This is a genomic window from Aliirhizobium wenxiniae, assembly GCF_019511445.1.
GTDB classification, from domain to species: Bacteria; Pseudomonadota; Alphaproteobacteria; order Rhizobiales; family Rhizobiaceae; genus Neorhizobium; species Neorhizobium wenxiniae_A.
On sequence record NZ_JAEUAN010000017.1, the window covers coordinates 112,249 to 129,649 of the forward strand.

Annotated in this window: 19 protein-coding genes; 16 read left to right on the forward strand and 3 right to left on the reverse strand. The window is 58.1% G+C overall.

What is annotated here, in order from left to right; translation table 11 throughout:
* Window position 1 precedes the first annotated feature (1 nt).
* The 9 genes from flgC to fliP are packed head-to-tail and all read left to right on the forward strand — an operon-like array spanning window position 2 to window position 5,732.
* Window positions 2-415, forward strand: coding sequence for a flagellar basal body rod protein FlgC (gene flgC / locus JNB91_RS20335; RefSeq protein ID WP_220327297.1), 414 nt, complete (start codon window positions 2-4; stop codon window positions 413-415).
* A 2-nt stretch (window positions 416-417) separates the two neighbouring features.
* Entirely contained in the window at window positions 418-765 is a 348-nt protein-coding gene (gene fliE / locus JNB91_RS20340; protein ID WP_220327298.1) for a flagellar hook-basal body complex protein FliE, read from the forward strand.
* Between the two features lie 20 nt (window positions 766-785).
* Window positions 786-1,574 (forward strand): flagellar basal-body rod protein FlgG, encoded by a 789-nt coding sequence (gene flgG / locus JNB91_RS20345; RefSeq protein ID WP_220327299.1) that lies wholly within the window; start codon window positions 786-788, stop codon window positions 1,572-1,574.
* Between the two features lie 21 nt (window positions 1,575-1,595).
* The gene (gene flgA, locus JNB91_RS20350) at window positions 1,596-2,084 is read left to right on the forward strand and encodes a flagellar basal body P-ring formation chaperone FlgA (RefSeq protein WP_220327300.1); all 489 of its coding nucleotides are present in this window, start codon (window positions 1,596-1,598) and stop codon (window positions 2,082-2,084) included.
* Window positions 2,081-3,202 (forward strand): flagellar basal body P-ring protein FlgI, encoded by a 1,122-nt coding sequence (locus JNB91_RS20355; RefSeq protein ID WP_220327301.1) that lies wholly within the window; start codon window positions 2,081-2,083, stop codon window positions 3,200-3,202. Before flgA ends, JNB91_RS20355 begins: the two co-directional genes overlap by 4 nt.
* Entirely contained in the window at window positions 3,199-3,756 is a 558-nt protein-coding gene (locus JNB91_RS20360) for a MotE family protein (protein ID WP_220327302.1), read from the forward strand. The genes JNB91_RS20355 and JNB91_RS20360 overlap by 4 nt, the downstream gene beginning before the upstream one ends.
* Window positions 3,753-4,472: a flagellar basal body L-ring protein FlgH gene (flgH, locus tag JNB91_RS20365; RefSeq protein WP_220327303.1), complete on the forward strand. Its 720-nt coding sequence runs from the start codon at window positions 3,753-3,755 to the stop codon at window positions 4,470-4,472. Before JNB91_RS20360 ends, flgH begins: the two co-directional genes overlap by 4 nt.
* A gap of 37 nt (window positions 4,473-4,509) precedes the next feature.
* Window positions 4,510-5,001 carry a flagellar basal body-associated FliL family protein gene (locus JNB91_RS20370; RefSeq protein WP_220327347.1) on the forward strand — a complete coding sequence of 164 codons (492 nt, stop codon included), beginning with the start codon at window positions 4,510-4,512 and terminating at the stop codon, window positions 4,999-5,001.
* Window positions 4,998-5,732 carry a flagellar type III secretion system pore protein FliP gene (fliP, locus tag JNB91_RS20375; RefSeq protein ID WP_220327304.1) on the forward strand — a complete coding sequence of 245 codons (735 nt, stop codon included), beginning with the start codon at window positions 4,998-5,000 and terminating at the stop codon, window positions 5,730-5,732. Before JNB91_RS20370 ends, fliP begins: the two co-directional genes overlap by 4 nt.
* Before the next feature lie 510 nt (window positions 5,733-6,242).
* Here the strand turns inward: fliP and JNB91_RS20380 are convergent.
* Together JNB91_RS20380 and JNB91_RS20385 are read right to left on the reverse strand one after the other, a co-directional pair.
* Entirely contained in the window at window positions 6,243-6,704 is a 462-nt protein-coding gene (locus JNB91_RS20380) for a hypothetical protein (RefSeq protein ID WP_220327305.1), read from the reverse strand.
* 383 nt (window positions 6,705-7,087) lie between these two features.
* Complete coding sequence (locus tag JNB91_RS20385) at window positions 7,088-9,013, reverse strand: O-linked N-acetylglucosamine transferase, SPINDLY family protein (RefSeq protein WP_220327306.1); 1,926 nt, start codon at window positions 9,011-9,013, stop codon at window positions 7,088-7,090.
* A gap of 388 nt (window positions 9,014-9,401) precedes the next feature.
* On the opposite strand from JNB91_RS20385, the gene JNB91_RS20390 reads away from it, so the two are divergent.
* The 3 genes from JNB91_RS20390 to JNB91_RS20400 all read left to right on the forward strand — a co-directional run bounded on the left by JNB91_RS20390 (window position 9,402) and on the right by JNB91_RS20400 (window position 12,676).
* The gene (locus tag JNB91_RS20390; protein ID WP_220327307.1) at window positions 9,402-10,286 is read left to right on the forward strand and encodes a flagellin N-terminal helical domain-containing protein; all 885 of its coding nucleotides are present in this window, start codon (window positions 9,402-9,404) and stop codon (window positions 10,284-10,286) included.
* Window positions 10,287-10,609: 323 nt separating this feature from the next.
* Window positions 10,610-11,494, forward strand: a complete 885-nt coding sequence (locus JNB91_RS20395; protein ID WP_220327308.1) for a flagellin N-terminal helical domain-containing protein — start codon at window positions 10,610-10,612, stop codon at window positions 11,492-11,494.
* Window positions 11,495-11,794: 300 nt separating this feature from the next.
* A complete protein-coding gene (locus JNB91_RS20400) occupies window positions 11,795-12,676 on the forward strand; it encodes a flagellin N-terminal helical domain-containing protein (protein WP_220327309.1) in 882 nt (293 codons plus the stop codon).
* Between the two features lie 11 nt (window positions 12,677-12,687).
* Here JNB91_RS20400 and JNB91_RS20405 read toward each other — a convergent pair whose 3' ends face one another.
* A complete protein-coding gene (locus JNB91_RS20405) occupies window positions 12,688-12,921 on the reverse strand; it encodes a hypothetical protein (protein ID WP_220327310.1) in 234 nt (77 codons plus the stop codon).
* Between the two features lie 67 nt (window positions 12,922-12,988).
* Here JNB91_RS20405 and JNB91_RS20410 point away from each other — a divergent pair, with 67 nt between their 5' ends.
* From JNB91_RS20410 to JNB91_RS20425, 4 genes are all read left to right on the forward strand, one after another.
* Window positions 12,989-13,954, forward strand: coding sequence for a flagellin N-terminal helical domain-containing protein (locus JNB91_RS20410; RefSeq protein WP_220327311.1), 966 nt, complete (start codon window positions 12,989-12,991; stop codon window positions 13,952-13,954).
* A 196-nt stretch (window positions 13,955-14,150) separates the two neighbouring features.
* Window positions 14,151-14,798 (forward strand): hypothetical protein, encoded by a 648-nt coding sequence (locus JNB91_RS20415; protein ID WP_220327312.1) that lies wholly within the window; start codon window positions 14,151-14,153, stop codon window positions 14,796-14,798.
* The gene (locus tag JNB91_RS20420; RefSeq protein WP_220327313.1) at window positions 14,791-16,137 is read left to right on the forward strand and encodes a MotB family protein; all 1,347 of its coding nucleotides are present in this window, start codon (window positions 14,791-14,793) and stop codon (window positions 16,135-16,137) included. Before JNB91_RS20415 ends, JNB91_RS20420 begins: the two co-directional genes overlap by 8 nt.
* A 12-nt stretch (window positions 16,138-16,149) precedes the next feature.
* Window positions 16,150-17,400 carry a chemotaxis protein gene (locus tag JNB91_RS20425; protein WP_220327314.1) on the forward strand — a complete coding sequence of 417 codons (1,251 nt, stop codon included), beginning with the start codon at window positions 16,150-16,152 and terminating at the stop codon, window positions 17,398-17,400.
* Window position 17,401: the final 1 nt, after the last annotated feature.

The following is a 17,401-nucleotide window of genomic DNA, read 5'->3' on the forward strand; positions in this document are numbered from 1 at the left end:
GATGGACTCACTGATCGCCTCCCTCAAGATCGCAGGCAGTGGCATGGAAGCCCAGTCCACCCGCCTGCGTATCGTTTCGGAAAACATCGCAAACGCGCGCACCACCGGTGATACGGCGGGTGCGGATCCCTATCGCCGCAAGATCATCACCTTCGCGGAAGAGATGGATCGCGCCAGCGGCTTCAATCTCGTCGACGTCAAGAAGATCGGCACTGATCAGGGCGACTTCGTCGAGGAATACGATCCGGATCATCCGGCCGCCAATGAACAGGGCATGGTCAAGTATCCGAACGTCAATGTGCTGATCGAGATGGCCGACCTTCGCGAAGCCAATCGCAGCTACGAGGCAAACCTGCAGAGCATCAAGCAGACGCGGGACATGATCTCGTCGACAATCGATTTGTTGAAAGGTTAATGATGATCGATAGCATTTCAAGCATCGGTTCGCTGACGAAGTCCAGCGGCCTCGACAAGACCGAAGCCACCGGCAGCAGCATGTCGAACATGCTCGGCGCAGCCGCTGGCGCGGTCGCAACCGGTGTTGCGGGACCGAGTTTCGGCAGCTTTCTGGCCGATGCCGCCAAGGGTGCGCTCGATAGCGTCAAGCAGGGCGAGGCCATGTCCTTCGCCGGCATTCAGGGCAAGGCGACGACGCGTGAAGTCGTCGATGCCGTCATGGAAGCTAATCGCACGCTGCAGACCGCAGTCGCTCTGAGAGACAAGGTTGTTTCGGCCTATCTCGAAGTCTCCAAAATGCAGATCTAGGATAGAGAGGTTTCACGTCCATGAGAGCACTTGCTATTGCTGCCACGGGTATGAACGCCCAGCAGACGAACCTCGAAGTCATCGCAAACAACATCGCCAACATCAACACGACCGCCTTCAAGCGCGGCCGGGCGGAGTTTACCGATCTTCTTTATCAGACCGAGCGCGCCGCAGGCGTTGCCAACCGCGCCAACCAGTCGGTCGTGCCGGAAGGCGCCAATATCGGTCTCGGTGTGCAGACGTCGGCTGTCCGCAAACTGTTCGAACAGGGTGAAATTTCCCAGACCAGCAACACGCTCGATGCAGCGATTGTCGGCAATGGCTGGTTCCAGATCGAAGGCTCGGACGGCACCACCCTCTATACACGCGCCGGTGCGTTCAATAAGGATGCCAACGGCCGCCTGGTGACGATCGATGGTTACGGCGTCATTCCCGCGATCACCATTCCGCAGGACGCAACCGAAGTCACCATCGCCCAGGACGGCACCGTCTCGGTCCGTATCGGCGAACAGGACAACATGACGGAAGTCGGTCAGCTCCAGCTGGCGCTCTTTGCCAACGATGCAGGCCTTCGCCCGCTCGGCGATAACCTCTTCGCGGTAACGGAAGCCTCTGGAGATGCCGTTGTAGGTCTGCCGGTGGATGCCGGTTACGGATACCTGAAGCAGGGCTATCTGGAGAGCTCCAACGTCGATTCTGTCAAGGAGATCACCGACCTGATCTCGGCGCAGCGCGCTTACGAAATGAATTCCAAGGTCATCACGACGGCAGACGAGATGGCCCAGATCGTCAGTAAGAACCTGAAGTAACGGATTGAGAGGCGGGCAAACATGATGTTTCCTAGTGTAAATGCACTTCGGTCGGTTGTCGGCGGGGTTGCCCTGTCGCTGCTGTTCATCGCGGGTGCCGGATCGCAGGTCGCGGTTGCTCAGCCTCTTTATGCCGTTGTTCCCACCTCGACGATTTTTCCCGGTGATCTGATTTCCGCAAGTCAGGTCATGGAAGTAGAGGTAACCAATCCCAATCTGGCTGGCGGCTACACGTCGAGCGTCACGGAAGTCATCGGCAAGGTGGCAAAGCGCACGCTTGTTCCTGGGCGGACCATTCCCTCGTCCGCTCTGAGGGAGGCCTACACAATCGAGCGGGGCAAGGCCGTCCGCATCATGTTCAATGTCGGCGGCTTGACGATTTCGGCCCCCGGATCGGCTCTGCAGGACGCCATGGCGGGAGATGCAATCCGTGTCCGTAACACCGAGAGCGGAGTTACCGTCACTGGTACTGTCAGGGCCGATGGAAATGTCGAGGTTGTCCAGAAATGATCGGTAGACTGCTTACAACGATCGCCGCCGGCCTGCTGGCGCTTTTTGCTGCGGCGTCCGTCGTGGAAGCGGCATCGAATGCGCGCATCAAGGACGTGGTCTCGCTTCAGGCCGGTCGCGACAACCAGCTCATCGGATATGGTCTTGTGGTCGGCCTGCAGGGAACGGGCGATGGCCTGCGTGCATCGCCGTTTACCGACCAGTCGATGCGCGCGATGCTCCAGAACCTGGGTATTTCGACGCAAGGCGGCCAGTCGGCCGCCAAAAACGTCGCGGCCGTCATGGTCACGACGAACCTGCCGCCGTTCACCAGCCCCGGCAGCCGCATCGATGTGACCGTCAGTTCTCTCGGTGATGCAACATCGTTGCGCGGCGGAACACTCGTCATGACGTCGCTCACCGGCGCCGATGGGCAGATCTATGCCGTCGCGCAGGGCGCAGTGGTGGTGTCCGGCTTCCTCGCAGAAGGAGCCGCAGCAACGATCACGGAAGGCATCACGACCGCCGGCCGCATTCCTGGCGGCGCCATCATCGAGCGGGAACTGCCGTCTCGGTTCAAGGATTCGGGCAACCTTGTCCTTCAACTGCGCAATCCGGATTTCTCCACAGCGATCCGCGTGGCCGACGTGATCAACTCTTTCTCCACCAGCACTTATCGCATGCCGATCGCCGAAGCCCGCGATTCCCAGGTCGTCTCCGTACAGAAGCCACCGCAGGAAGATCTGGCCCGTCTCATGGCGCGGATCGAGAACCTCGCGGTCGAGACCGATACGCCTGCCAAGGTCGTCATCAACGAGCGCACGGGAACCATCGTCATCGGTGCCGATGTTCGCATCTCTCGGGTCGCGGTCAGCTATGGAACACTGACGGTTCAGGTCACCGAAATGCCGCAGGTCATCCAGCCGCTGCCCTTCTCGCGCGGAGAGACCTATGTCCAGCCGGAAACGGATATCGTCGCTGAAAAGGCAGGCGGACCGGTTGCGGTTCTCGAAGGCCCGGATCTGCGTTCGCTGGTCGCCGGATTGAACAGCATTGGCGTCAAGCCCGACGGGATTATCGCGATCCTGCAGGGGATCAAGTCCGCAGGTGCGCTGCAAGCGGAGCTGGTATTGCAATGATTGGTCGAGACACTTCATCTCCGGCACGCCTACGGCCTTGGGAGCGCTCTTCGGTTGCTCTTCCCTTTCTGGCCCTTCTCGGTCTCCTTGTCGCCTTGCCCTCTGCTGATGCCCAGGAGCAGGTTCGCGACACGACCGGCCTGACGAGCGAAGCCGAAGTCCAGCAATATTGCAGCAACATCGCCGATGCTGCGCGTGACCGCCGTTATGCGTTGCAGAAACAGGATCTTGAAAAGCTCCAGGGCGATGTGAACGATCGTATTGCCCTCATGGAAACCCGCAAGGCCGAATACGAGGACTGGATCGGCCGGCGCAACGCCTTCATGAAACAGGCCGAAAACGGTCTCGTTGATATCTTCAAGACCATGAAACCAGACACTGCCGCTCCTCGTCTGGAGGAAATGCAGGCAGGGCTCGCCGCCGCCATCGTCATGCGGCTCCCGCCCCGCCAATCCGGTCTGATATTGAGCGAAATGGATGCCAAGAAGGCTGCCGCCGTTGCATCCATCATCGCCAGTGCAGCGGATCCCAACACGTCGAAAGATCCGTCATGACCAAATTCGCCCCCGCACTTCTCGCGACCGTCGCGCTTCTTTCAGGATGCTCGCAGACGCCCCAGACGATCCGTGAGATCGGCAACGCACCGTCGATGAGCCCGATCGGCAGCGGCCTGCAATTCAGCCAGGCACCGCAGCTCGCCTCCTATCCGAAACGCCCCCAGAACATGAACAACGGCTACTCCTTGTGGAGCGACAGCCAGGCTGCCCTGTTCAAGGACGCCCGCGCGCTCAACATTGGCGACATCCTGACGGTGAACATCCGGATCAACGACAAGGCGAATTTCGACAACGAAACGGATCTGGAAAAGACCAACAGCCGCAAGTCCGGATGGAATGCCGACGCGACGATTTTCGGATGGAACCCGAAGACGGAATCCACCTATGGATTTGACGGCACATCGGAGATGAATGGCAAGGGATCGACAACGCGCGCGGAGCAGTTGAACCTGCTTGTCGCGGCTGTCGTGACCGGCGTTCTGGACAACGGCAATCTCCTGATCAGTGGCTCGCAGGAAGTACGGGTGAACCATGAAATCCGTATTCTCAACGTTGCCGGTATCGTTAGGCCGCAGGATGTCGATTCGGAAAACGAAATCTCTTACGACAAGATTGCTGAGGCTCGCATTTCCTACGGCGGCCGCGGTCGTGTGACGGAAATCCAGCAACCGCCCGTCGGACAGCAGGTCCTCGACCTGTTCTCGCCGATCTGAGACGTTGGCCCGCGCCGAGGAGTGACATCACGTGGCTATGATCACTGAGGACGAAACCGTCCCGAAGAAAAAGAACACGCTCATTCCCATGGTCGGCGCCGTAGTATTGCTGTCGCTGGTTGGAGGCGGCGGCGGATGGCTGACCGGCAAGCTGATCGCCCCGGCGCCCAAGCCGGCCGAGGTTGCTGCAGCTGCGCCGGCTGCCGAGGGCGGGCATGGCGCAGCAGCGGAGAATGCCGCTGCCCTGCCCAATCTCCTGGAATTGGCGCCGATCCTGACCAATATCGGGTATCCGGCGGAAAACCTCATTCGTCTGCAGGTCGGGCTGGTTTTCGATGGACCGCCGGATCCAGCACTGGCCGAGACCGTCAACCAGAATATCATGACCTACTTGCGAACCCTGTCGCTCCAGCAGCTTCAGGGGCCGCGTGGATTCACATATTTGAAGGGCGATATTCAGGAGATTGCTAGCCTGCGTTCGCAGGGGCGTGTAACAAAGGTCCTGATTAGGACTTTTGTTGTCGAATGATTCGTTTCGCGATTTTCGTTGCCATCTTGGCTTTGGCGCCTGGCCTTGCGCATGCGCAGCAGTTGCAGGATCTGATCCAGGCCCCTGTCGATGGCTCTGCGGCCGCCTGGATCGTGCGCACCTTCGGTCTTCTGACCGTCCTTTCGGTCGCGCCCGGCATCCTGATCATGGTGACGAGCTTTCCGCGCTTCATCATCGCCTTCTCTATCTTAAGAATGGGCATGGGTCTTGCGACCACGCCTTCGAACATGATCCTCGCCAGCATGGCGATGTTCATGACCTTCTACGTCATGTCTCCCACGCTTGAGCAATCCTGGCGCGACGGCATCCAGCCGATGCTGCAGAACCAGGTGACGGAAGCGCAGGCGATAGAGCGCACTGCGGAACCCTTCCGGACCTTCATGATGGCGAATACCCGACCGAAGGATTTGGCGCTTTTCGTCGATCTGGCCACGGAACGCGGCCAGCAGACATCCGAGGGCGACAGGCCCTATTACCGCGTGCTCATCCCGGCCTTCATGCTCTCCGAGATCCGCCGCGGCTTCGAGATCGGCTTCCTGATCGTCCTGCCCTTCCTCGTGATCGACATGGTGGTTGCGACGATCACAATGGCCATGGGTATGATGATGCTCCCGCCGACATCGATCTCCCTGCCTTTCAAGATCCTGTTCTTCGTCCTCATAGACGGCTGGAATCTGCTTGTCGGTTCCCTCGTTCGATCGTTCTCCTGAAACCTTGCACCTGCAGTTCTGCACGCAGACCTGCAGGCTTGGAGAATGGGATGGCACTGCGAGCCGATAGAGCCTTGGCCCGTGCCGCTTGATGAGCCGCGCTCACAGTCAGCCATATTGAGTATGCCTGTAGCGTAGGTTCATCCTCGCGCTTGTGTGGCATGCGCGCAGAAATTCCAGCAAAGGTGGGATCCTGTCTCACCTGCGGCATTGCGCGAAACCAAGAACCCGTAGCGCCGCCGTGTATCCGTTCGGTAGCGCCGCGCTATCGCGATGTCGGTGGCAGGAAGCTTTTCTCCTCGTCGTCCCGAATGGACAACTCACTGTCACAGGGCTTCCGATCACGATCCGAGGGAGAAGGGATGAGGGCCTAAGGAGAGCAACTGACCGCTGGTCGCAATCGTCTCCAGACTTGTTTGCAGGCCACCACAAACGCCAATGCCGCGCAGGGCGCGGCATTGGAGCGTTAAGCGTCAATGGCCTTCCGGCGGCAGCCGAAAGGGCAGGGGATCAATGATGTGCCTGGCTGCTCAACTCCAGAGCGGCGCGCGCCTTGGTGTTCTGGAAGGTCACCTGCTTCAGGCTGTCTGCGAGAATGGACGTGTTCTCATGCGGGTCCGAAGACGGGCTGTGGAAGTTGATGTAGTTGATCGAGAGGCTGGCTTTTTCCGCTTCCAGCTTCAGGCGGCTATAGATGGTGACACCTGGCGGGGTGATTTCGAGGTCCAGCGTGATGGACGGATAAGCCGACCAATCAAGCGCATAGTCCCCGCCGACGCCGAAGCGGACGGTTCCCGGATGGAAATAGAGTTCGGCCGCAGAATCGACCAGATCAGCAATCGAGCTGTGATATTCGAAACGAAGAAGCGAAATGAGGTCCGCCGCGTCGAGCAATCTCAGCTCGGCCGCCAGGGGGCTGATGGCCTTGGCAAGAATCTCTTCGCGTTCGATGGAATATGGGCATGTTTTCATGGTGAGCTGTCTAGCCAGTTTTTTTGGTTAACGTTGTATTCGGGCCGTCACGAGATCCCTGAAACTTCAGAGGATCGCTCGATGATAAAGGTAGTGCACGAGGCTTGCGCAGAGATGGAATGTTGAATTTAAAGGGAAATTCTCTATTTCAGATCATGGTTGACCATAGGAGCGCATTGCCTGCACCGACCTTTGGTCGCAAGTCTCGATCAGGTTCCGTACCGTTCTGTCATGATGCGTCTTGCACGCATCTCGGCAATGCTCCGCTGTTCCCGACAAGTTATCGTCGCGGACGGAGTACTTCAGGGCAGCATCATGCTTGAATTGTATCGGGCGCAGCGTTCATTGCGCGTCCGGCCAGGCTTCGTGCCTGGCGGCGATTGTCAGTCGAGCTTTTCCATGAAAGGCTCGGTGCGTGGCGGCAGGCACGCGACATCGAAATGGTCCGGCTTCAAGCCCTGTCTGGCGCGATCGACCATCATTTCGTAAGCGGTCTCGATATGCCGCGTGAACCGCTCGGCGTCGAAGAGCGGGCTCTTGAGGCGATTGTCGTTCAGACGCTGCCGCAGCGGTTTGATGAGCTCGGGATTGCTGCCGAACTCGATCGCCTTGCGCAGATAGTCATCTGCGTCTTCCGCGATCAGTTCCGGCAGGTCGATTGCATTCAGCAGGCTTTCACTGACGCGCGAGGCAAAATTGGTGCCCTTGTAGGTCAGAACCGGCAATCCTGCCCAAAGCTGCTCCGAGGTCGTCGTGTGGCCGTTGACCGGGTAGGTGTCGAGGCCAAGGTCGGCGAGCGGAATACGGTTGATGTGATATTCGAAATGCAGCTTGCTCATGAAGAAGATGCGCTTGGCGGGAACGCCGCTGGCGACAAGCTTCTTCTGGATATTGGTCCGTCCCTCGCTGGCATGGCAGAGGATCCAGAGAATGCTGTTGGGCGTGGACTTGACCATTTCGGCCCACATATCGAGCATCTTCGGCGTTATCTTGCGGTTCGCATTGAATGACGCATAGATGAATGCGTCTTCGGGAAGGCCGACATCCTTGCGGGTCGGCGGCTTGGCGAGCGGCCGGTGGAACGGGTCGTTGGGCTGATAGGTTTCGGGCAGGCGGCAGAATTTCTCGTAATAATGCGGCTTCGAGCTGTCCGGCAGCACGTACCGGTCGCCTATCACATAGTCGAGATCGACGTTCAAGGTCGAACCGGGGAAGCCGAGCCATGCGACCTGGATCGGCGCCGCCTGCATATTGAAGACGGTGTTGCGTGTGCCCTTCGTATGGCCCTTCAGATCCACGAGGATGTCGATATTGCGTGCCTTGATCTCTGCCTGCAGCGTGGCATCGTCCATATCTCGAACGGTAACGATATCGCCCCATTCCGAGCGATCCGCATCATTGGTCTCAAGCATCGCCGAATCAGAATGGCACAGAAGCGTGATTTCGAAGCGGTCCCTGTCGTGCAGTTCCAGCACCCGGCGGATGAGCTTCATGGTGGCATGCTTGTCGAAAAGGTCGGAAGACAGATAAGCAATGCGGATCTTGTCGCCCCAGGCATGGGGAAGCTTGTGGCGGAGCGTAGTCATTTCCGGCGAAAAACGCGGCGTGTTGCTGCGCGCCAGTTGGTTCAAGTGTTCGTCGCCGGTCCAGTGAATGTTGAAGAACGGGCCGTCTCTCTTCAAGAAATCGAGTTCACCCGCAGCGATTGCTGCATCGATGATCGGCTGGTGGCGCTCGATGGCATCGTGCCGGCTGTGCTCGCGACTGAATGTGAGGTACATGAGCCGCACCGGATTGCTGTTGGGAATTCGGTTCAGCAGCACGCGAGCGGTCTCGACATCCGAAGGATCGAACAGATCCCAAGTATGCAGCGAGATCCTGGCGCCAAGCAGCATGTGCGGCAGCTCTTTGCTGTTGATGAGCATCGTCTTGAACACACGGGCAGTGCGCGCCTGGCCCTTCTCGACCAGCAGCGATGCTACAATGAAGCCAAGCTCGGGATCGCGGGTCAGCTTCGGCAGTATTCGGCTTGCCAAAGCAAGAGCCTTGTCCTTTTCACCGATTTCGAAATTCAACTTGATGGCATCGATGAGATTGTCGTCGGCGTGCTGGCCACCGAGTTCAGCGGCGAGCTGGAAGGCGCTGGCAGCTTCATTCTTGTGGCCCAGCTGCTTTAGTGTCCGGGCGAGCAGCATATAGGTTCGGGCATCGCGCTGCGCATCGAGCAGCTTGTTAATCGTTATCAGCGACTCGGTAAACTGGCCGTTGCGAAACAGCTGTGACGCGGCCTTGTAACTGATCTCGTTCAACTTTTGCTCCGTATATTCAATGCCGCGATCGGTCAGCCTGTCCGCGGTTATGCGTAATCCGGCAGACGATGCGGGAAATCCATCCGCATTTTCTAGCCATCGAAGCTTGCTTGAAACCGGTGTGGTGCAAGTGTCCTGTAAACCCGTGTTGTAGCAATCTTTAACGCCGAGAACCCGGGCTTAAACGTCTGTTCACTATGCCCGCACGTGTCCGGCGCGATGGCTGCAAAATTAAGATTCTGGCAACGGCTGACCGCCTAATTTCCTCCTGCGACGGGTTGGTGTCCTAAACGAAAATTGGAACCGAGTGGCATGATGTCGGACCGTCGCAGCCGAATAAACCCCGGCATGTCCTCACCGTTTGTTTTCAGTCTTTAGGGGACACTTCATGTCTAGCATCAACTTCAACGCCGGCGCGACTTCGGCTCTCGAAACGCTCCGCAACATCAACAAAGATCTCAACAAGACGCAGAATAACGTTTCCAGCGGCGAGCGCGTTTCGACCGCAGCTGACGGCGTTTCCTACTGGTCGATCGCAACGACCATGAAGTCGGACAACAAGGCGCTCGGCGCCGCTTCTGACGCCCTCGGCGTTGGCGCTGCAAAGGTTGATACCGCAACCGCAGCTGTTGAAAGCTCGATCGAAGTCGTTAACGAGATCAAGGCAAAGCTGGTCACCGCGTCCGAAAGCTCGGCCGACAAGGATCAGATCCAGCTCGAAATCACCAAACTTCAGGAACAGCTGTCGGCCGTTGCTCAGGCAGCTTCCTTCAACGGCGAAAACTGGGCTATCTCCGGTTCCAACACCGGCACCAGCGGCACGGTTGTTGACGGCTTTGTCCGCGAAGACAGCGGCTCCGTGAAGATCACCACGGCAGAAGTCACGCTCGCAAGCATCGCAATGTTCTCGACCCTGTCTGCAGCCGGCGCTGGCGAAGGCGGCATTCTGGGCACGGTCATGGATATCGAACTGACCTCTGGCTCGAGCCAGACCGACATCGACGGCTTCATGGACGATGTTGAAACCGCTCTATCGTCGCTGACGGATGCCGGCGCTGTTCTCGGCTCGCTGACCACCCGCATCAATCTGCAGGACGAATTCGCAGCCAAGCTTTCCGACGCAATCGACTCCGGCGTAAGCCGCCTCGTCGACGCCGACATGGAAGAAGAATCTGCCAAGCTTTCGGCTCTCCAGACCCAGCAGCAGCTCGCTGTTCAGTCCCTGTCGATCGCCAACTCTTCCGGCCAGAACATCCTGCGTCTCTTCCAGTAATCGCTGGCAGAAATCCGCAATCGGGGCCGCACCTTCAGGGTGCGGCCTTTTTGCGTTCTGGGATTGTCTGAAATCGATCAAAAAGTCACTGAAATTTAACCCGGATTAACAGGAAGTAAATGCTTAAAAATTAACGGGAAGTAAATGAAATTATTGAGATTTTTTCTTTGTTCGTTTGCATGTTGTTAACCTTAACCCTGTCTAATCGGCTCATCAAAACGACGGGCCGAAATTAACGATATTCGGCAAGCATGAAGCTGACCATCGTTCCCGGCGAAATCCGGAATGTCCCTTCAAATCACAGTGCCAAAGGGGCAACTTTCATGACCAGCATTCTGACCAACTCCTCCGCCATGTCCGCTCTCGCAACGCTGCGGAACATCAACACCGACCTCGCCAACACCCAGGACCGCGTTTCGTCCGGTTACCGCGTCGGTGAAGCAGCGGACAACGTTGCCTACTGGTCGATCTCCACGACCATGAACTCCGACAACAAGGCGCTCAACTCTGCCAAGGACGCTCTCGGCGTTGGCGCTGCAAAGGTCGATACGGCTTACGCAGCTGTTGAAAGCTCGATCGAAGTCGTTAACGAAATCAAGGCAAAGCTGGTCACCGCATCGGAAACCTCGACCGATAAGGACCAGATCCAGCTCGAAATCACCAAGCTTCAGGAACAGCTGTCGGCCGTTGCTCAGGCAGCTTCCTTCTCCGGCGAAAACTGGGCTATCTCCGGTTCCAACACCGGCACCAGCGGCACGGTTGTTGACGGCTTCATCCGCGAAGACAGCGGCTCCGTGAAGATCACCACGGCAGAAGTCACGCTCGCAAGCATCGCAATGTTCTCGACCCTGTCTGCAGACGGCGCTGGCGAAGGCGGCATTCTGGGCACGGTCATGGATATCGAACTGACCTCTGGCTCGAGCCAGACAGACATCGACGGCTTCATGGACGATGTTGAAACCGCTCTGTCGTCGCTGACGGATGCCGGCGCTGTTCTCGGCGCTCTGACCACCCGTATCGACCTGCAGGACGACTTCGCTTCCACTCTGTCTGACGCGATCGAATCGGGCGTAAGCCGCCTCGTCGACGCCGACATGGAAGAAGAATCGGCCAAGCTTTCGGCTCTCCAGACCCAGCAGCAGCTCGCTGTTCAGTCCCTGTCGATCGCAAACTCCTCTTCGCAGAACATTCTGTCGCTCTTCCAGTAAAAAAAATCCGGTTTCGGAAATCAGGGTCGCACCACGGTGCGGCCCTTTTTTATGCTTTGTTTTTATTGGTTAATTTTGTCTTCACACAATTGCAGGGTGTTATCTTTCTGTTCATTCGTGTTAACGGGGCGCAGTATCTGTTAACCTTGCGTTAACCGTGATCGGTTTTTCTCAGCCCCATAGAAACAGCGGGCCGGACATCAGCGAAGACGCGACACCCCGGCCAGGCATGAAGCTGATCGCGTTTACCGGTCCACGCCGGAATGTCCCTCCCAACCGAGAGCCAAGGGGCAATTTTAGATGACGAGCATTTTGACAAACACTTCCGCAATGTCTGCACTGCAGACGCTTCGCGCCATTGGTGCAGATCTCGCCGACACCCAGGATCGCGTCTCGTCTGGCTACCGCGTTAGCGAGGCTTCGGATAACGTCGCCTATTGGTCTATCTCCACCACGATGAATTCCGACAACAAGGCGATCAACGCCGCCTCAGACGCACTCGGCGTCGGTGCTGCGAAGGTCGATACCGCCTACGCAGCCATGGAAAGCGCCATCGATGTCGTCGACGAGATCAAGGCCAAGCTTGTAACCGCGACGGAAGATTCGACCGACAAGACCCAGATCCAGCTCGAAATCACCAAGCTTCAGGAACAGCTGTCGGCCGTTGCCCAGGCCGCGTCCTTCTCCGGCGAAAATTGGATGGTCGCCGCCGACGACGCTGACCCCGCCGTTGTTGTCGATGGCTTCATCCGCAACGCCGATGGCACCGTGAAGGTCACGACCGCGGAATTTGCGGTTGCCTCTTACGCCATGTTCGGCACCATGAATGATGGCGTCGGCGGCGAGGGCATTCTCGGCAGCGTTATGAATGTGACCCTGGAAAGCCAGTCCTCGGTTACCGAAATTCAGGGCTTCCTCGATGATGTCGAATCCGCGCTAGCTGGCCTGACCGATGCAGGTGCGGCACTCGGTGCGCTCATCACCCGTATCGACCTGCAGGACGAATTCGCCGCTACCTTGTCGGATGCGATCGAAACCGGCGTAAGCCGCCTGGTCGATGCGGACATGGAAGAGGAATCTGCCAAGCTCTCGGCGCTCCAGACGCAGCAGCAGCTCGCGATCCAGTCGCTGTCGATTGCCAACTCCTCCTCGCAGAACATCCTGTCGCTCTTCCAGGGCTAACGGGTCGGCGCTTACTGGAGCTGACAAGAGAATTCGGGCCGCGTTTCACCGACGCGGCCCGATCCATATGGAGCAATATCAACGGTTTCGGTCGAATTTCGACCATAGCAACTCAGGCCGATATCCTGGCGCAAGGTTGTTCGCGTCTTGTCCGAATCGTAGGTTTTCATTAACCTTTGCTCACAGGCGGGAAAATCCAGCCATAACAATTCAACGTGACGCGCTTGCCGGATGGCGGGCAGCATGAAGTCGAAGCGTCGCGGCCGGACCACATGCCGGCATGTCCTGATTCCGAACATAGGTGGTTAGAACATGTCAAAGATCATGACGGTAGGTTACGTGCAGAGCGCTCTGCAGACGCTGCTTTTCGCGAGTGACAATCTCGAAGAAACCCAGAAGCGTACAGCGTCCGGCCTCGCAGTCGCCTCCGCTGCGGACAATGCCGGCTACTGGTCTGCCGCCACCAACATGACATCTGACCAGAGTGTTCTCGGCAGTATCGGTGATGCGCTCAATCTGGGTGCCTCGAAGGTCGATACAACCTATCAAGCGGTCACATCTTCCATCGATATTCTCGACGAGATAACCGGCCAGCTGGTTACCGCCTATGAAGAAGGGACTGATCGGGATGCCCTGAATGGCCGGATAGGCTCGCTTAAGGAAAACCTCAAATCCGTCCTTCAGGCAGCCACGTTTTCCGGTGACAACTGGCTCTACAATTCCGATACGACGCTTGGCGCCTCGAAGACTATCCCGTCTTCTTTTGAGCGTAGCGTCTCAGGCGCGGTATCGCTCAACTACCTTTCTGTCGATACGGCAGACACGACACTGATCGATTCCGCCGACGCCGGTCGCGGCTTGCTGACCGCCGCAGTCGATGCCAACAAATTGAATCCTGACGGAACGACGACGCCGCGCAATTATTACCTGATCGACATGGACTCGACGATTGCCGCACCCGGCACCGAGATTGCCATATCGGATTCCACGACATCGGCCGAGCTGGCCGACATGATTTCTGTCGTTGGCACCCTGACAGATAGCCTTAACCGGCTGGCGAGTTCGCTCGGCACGGTCTCCGCCCGGATTGATCAGCAGAACACTTTCGTGAAATCGCTTCAGGACGTGTTGGACAAGAGCGTCGGTCGGCTGGTTGATGCGGATATGGAAGAGGAATCCACCAAACTGGCCGCCTACAAGACGCAGCAGTCACTCTCGGTCGAATTGCTCTCCATGCTGAACGGCCACCAGCAGAGTGCACGGGTTCTCTTTAGCTAACGGCAATTGGCGGGTCTTCATCTTCGCACAAGTTTGGCATCGTAGCTGATTTCAGGTGGTGATGCGTCCGTTCCCGGATGCGTCGCCCGATCGCTTCGAAGCGAAGCCTGCCAAACGCACGAAGGAAGGGTCAACTTGTTCATATTTAAGGTAAGCCTTTTCATCATCCGCAAGTCGGCTCGATAGGGATATTTCCATGAGTGTGCCGCTTGCCCGTTATTTGAAGGATTTTGGCGCTCCGCAGCCGCAGCAACTGCCGACCGAGCTCGTCTCCGATTTCGACTTTCCTGAAACCAACTTCGATTTTCAAGAAGTGGCCGCTGAGCCTGCTGTCGATATCGAAGAGGAAAAAAGCAAGGCGCGTAACGAGGGCTACGAGGCCGCGACCGCCGAAATGAAAGAGCGGCACGAAGAGCAGTTGGCGCAGATCTCCGCGAAGCATCGCGCAGAAATCGAGGCGCTGACGGCCAAGTACGAAGGCGCTGTCACTGAACGGGTGGAAAACTTTCTCAACGAGATGAAGGCAACGGTTTCGGTTGTTGTCGACGCCTCGGTGGCACGCGTCCTGTCGCCTTTCGTGCGGGAAGAAGTTGCGCGCGCCGCGGGTGCGAAATTTGCTGCCGATGTCGCCGAAGAGGTCGGGCAGGGCAGGACTGTTAAACTCTCGGTGAGAGGTTCCGAGGCATTTATTGAAATGATGCGTAAGCGGCTCGATCCGCTCGTGACCGAAGTCGAATACGAAGAATCGGCTGAAATCGACATGACGCTGGAAGTCGGAGACTCGATTCTTGTGACGCGTCTGAAGGCTTTTGTCGAAGCGATGGAAGAGCAGATAGATGAGTGAAAGTCATCATCACGGCAAGAACGAGATCATTGTCGTCAAACGCCACAAGGGTGACCACGACGGCGCTCATGGCGGTGCGTGGAAGATCGCCTATGCGGACTTCATGACGGCAATGATGGCATTCTTCTTGGTCATGTGGCTCGTCAACGCCTCCAACGAAGAAACCAAGGCCTCCATCGCAAGCTACTTCAACCCGATCAAGCTGACGGATGAAAACCCGAGCTCGGATGGAGTGAAGGAACCGGCCAAGGAAGCGGAAGGCGAACACGACGCTCAGAAGTCCGACATTGCCGCAGACAAGACGCAGGATGGATCGGCGGCTGCTTCCGGTGAAGATCTTACGGCGTCGTCGGGTGAAAACACGAGCTTCTCCGAAGAGGCATTCTTCGAGAATCCCTATGCCGTGCTTGCAGAAATCGCGCAGGAAGTCGGCCAGCAGGCCAATGTCAGCGTGAAGGGTGAGGGCGGTGCGGCCAATTCGGGTCCGTCGACCGGCGCTTCCGGCGGCGAGGCCTATCGCGATCCGTTTGATCCGGATTTCTGGAGCAAGCAGGTTTCCGCGCCGCAGACAGGCCAGAGCGGTGCCATCGCCGTAACCCAGGATAGTAGCCTGCCGCCGTCTCCGGATGCCAAGCCGGCTGAGACCGCAGCCGCCCAGACCCAGCCGAACACCCAGACACCTGCCGGCGCCCAAAGCCAGTCTCCGTTCGAGGCGCAGCCGCTCACCCATGCCGATCCTTCCTCCCAGCAGGAAGTTGCAGCTCTTCAATCGCCCAACTCCGCCGCCGCCGAGGCGAATAGTCAGGCCGAGGAAAAGCCCTATGACGGTATGCCCGAGCCTGATCGGCCGCAGCCCGTGGCAAAGGCTTCTGCACAGCAGACCGAGAAGGCCGAGGAACTGAGGGAAGAACTTGTGAAGGCCTTGACCGGCGTTCCCGGTCAGCTTTCCGAGGGCATTATCGTCACCCGGTCCGAAGGTGGCATGCTCGTCACCATTTCCGATCAGGCGGCGACCCCGATGTTCGATCTCGGGTCGGCCGTTCCCCGCAGGGAGACGGTTCTGGCCATGGAGAAGGTTGCCGAAGTCCTGAGGGAAAAGGCAGGCTCGATCGTCATTCGCGGCCATACCGATAGCCGGCCCTATCGAGGCGGCAATGCCGACAACTGGACGCTCTCGATGGAGCGCGCCCATGCCGCCTATTTCATGCTTCTGCGCGGCGGTCTTGAAGAAACCCGCGTCAAGCAGCTGTCCGGCTTCGCCGATCGACGCCCGCAGGTTGAGGATAATCCCGAGGATGGAGCCAATCGTCGCATCGAAATCCTGATTGCCGATGGTTGAAGGTAAGCGCTGATGTTTGCTCGTAGACACTGGTTTGTCCGCTCCACGTTTCTTGCAGCCGCACTGGCTGCCGGGACCGTTGAAACGCGCGCTCAGGACCAGTCGCTCGACGCCTACAAGATCCTGAGATCCCTGCAATTCGTGCAGGATTCTCTCGTGCTTGGAGATCACTCCGCGTCCGACCTTCAGCGCTATCTGCTCGATTCTCTCGATCAGCGGCTGCGATCGGCGGATAACGGCACGCTTGCCGATACCCGCAATGCCGACGCGGTTTTCGTCTACGTGATGAGCGGCGGTAATCCGGCAACGTTGAATTTCCTCGCCTCCCGCGACACCCAGGGGTATCTCGACGCGCGTGTCGTCAACGTTCTGCAAAAATATCTCGACGGGCGCGGAGCGCAGGTCGCAAGCTCGATTGCCTCTCTGTCCGAGGAATATCAGGGCTCGCCGATCGGTCCCTATCTCAATCTGGTCGCCGGCAACGTCAATTATCCGACAGATCCGACCGCGGCGCTGATCTTCTATGATCGCACGCGCGTCGATGCCCCCGGCACTATCCTGGAGGAGGCCGCTCTACGCCGCTCCATCGTCGCTGCGGCAGGCATAAAGGATGTTGACCGTGCTCATGGTTACTCCGTGCGTTATGCGCGACGCTTTCTTCATTCTCCTTATGCCAGCCAGTTTGCCGATCTTTTCGTCGATCTGGCTGTGACGAATGACGCAGCGCTGGGACACGAGCGGATTTCCGAAGTGGCGGCGTTGATGGATCCGGACCGTGCTCAGGAGCTTTACCTGCGCATATCCCGGCTGGCGACGCTGAAGGGCAAGTTCGAGTTGGCGAGCTATACCGCGGAAGAGGCCCGAAAGCTCAACGGTGCGCTCAGCGGCAAGGGCCGGGAAGTTCTCTCGGGCCTATACGAACACATTGCCAAGGTTCCGTCGCCGAACGTCTCCGAAGTGGTGGACCAGCTTTCCTCGATTTCGCGAGAAGGGCTTTCCGATCGTGACCGGGCGCTTTTGGACGCCGCGCAACGAGTTGGCGAAGAGATCGTCAGGCCGGTGAACGTGAGCAGCGATGCTGCCGCAACGGATACGAACGACAATAACAGCGAAACAGCTGCTGCAACGCCGGATCCGACCACTGCGGGGTCGGTCGTACCGAATGCTTCGACCGCGACAAATGCAGCCGTTGACGACTTCGTCACGCAAGGTCGAAACAAGCTGGGCGATATAGATTCGCTGCTTGCTGAGGGGGAATGGTGAC

Excerpts from the sequence above, each read along its gene's own strand:
- JNB91_RS20415 (WP_220327312.1), top strand. The coding sequence starts at position 14,151 with ATGAGTGTGCCGCTTGCCCGTTATTTGAAGGATTTTGGCGCTCCGCAG.
- JNB91_RS20425 (WP_220327314.1), top strand. The coding sequence starts at position 16,150 with ATGTTTGCTCGTAGACACTGGTTTGTCCGCTCCACGTTTCTTGCAGCC.
- flgA (WP_220327300.1), top strand. The coding sequence starts at position 1,596 with ATGATGTTTCCTAGTGTAAATGCACTTCGGTCGGTTGTCGGCGGGGTT.
- JNB91_RS20380 (WP_220327305.1), bottom strand. The coding sequence starts at position 6,704 with ATGAAAACATGCCCATATTCCATCGAACGCGAAGAGATTCTTGCCAAG.
- JNB91_RS20370 (WP_220327347.1), top strand. The coding sequence starts at position 4,510 with ATGATCACTGAGGACGAAACCGTCCCGAAGAAAAAGAACACGCTCATT.
- flgG (WP_220327299.1), top strand. The coding sequence starts at position 786 with ATGAGAGCACTTGCTATTGCTGCCACGGGTATGAACGCCCAGCAGACG.
- JNB91_RS20355 (WP_220327301.1), top strand. The coding sequence starts at position 2,081 with ATGATCGGTAGACTGCTTACAACGATCGCCGCCGGCCTGCTGGCGCTT.
- JNB91_RS20395 (WP_220327308.1), top strand. The coding sequence starts at position 10,610 with ATGACCAGCATTCTGACCAACTCCTCCGCCATGTCCGCTCTCGCAACG.
- flgH (WP_220327303.1), top strand. The coding sequence starts at position 3,753 with ATGACCAAATTCGCCCCCGCACTTCTCGCGACCGTCGCGCTTCTTTCA.
- JNB91_RS20400 (WP_220327309.1), top strand. The coding sequence starts at position 11,795 with ATGACGAGCATTTTGACAAACACTTCCGCAATGTCTGCACTGCAGACG.
- fliE (WP_220327298.1), top strand. The coding sequence starts at position 418 with ATGATCGATAGCATTTCAAGCATCGGTTCGCTGACGAAGTCCAGCGGC.
- JNB91_RS20390 (WP_220327307.1), top strand. The coding sequence starts at position 9,402 with ATGTCTAGCATCAACTTCAACGCCGGCGCGACTTCGGCTCTCGAAACG.
- JNB91_RS20360 (WP_220327302.1), top strand. The coding sequence starts at position 3,199 with ATGATTGGTCGAGACACTTCATCTCCGGCACGCCTACGGCCTTGGGAG.
- JNB91_RS20405 (WP_220327310.1), bottom strand. The coding sequence starts at position 12,921 with ATGCTGCCCGCCATCCGGCAAGCGCGTCACGTTGAATTGTTATGGCTG.
- JNB91_RS20420 (WP_220327313.1), top strand. The coding sequence starts at position 14,791 with ATGAGTGAAAGTCATCATCACGGCAAGAACGAGATCATTGTCGTCAAA.
- JNB91_RS20410 (WP_220327311.1), top strand. The coding sequence starts at position 12,989 with ATGTCAAAGATCATGACGGTAGGTTACGTGCAGAGCGCTCTGCAGACG.
- fliP (WP_220327304.1), top strand. The coding sequence starts at position 4,998 with ATGATTCGTTTCGCGATTTTCGTTGCCATCTTGGCTTTGGCGCCTGGC.
- flgC (WP_220327297.1), top strand. The coding sequence starts at position 2 with ATGGACTCACTGATCGCCTCCCTCAAGATCGCAGGCAGTGGCATGGAA.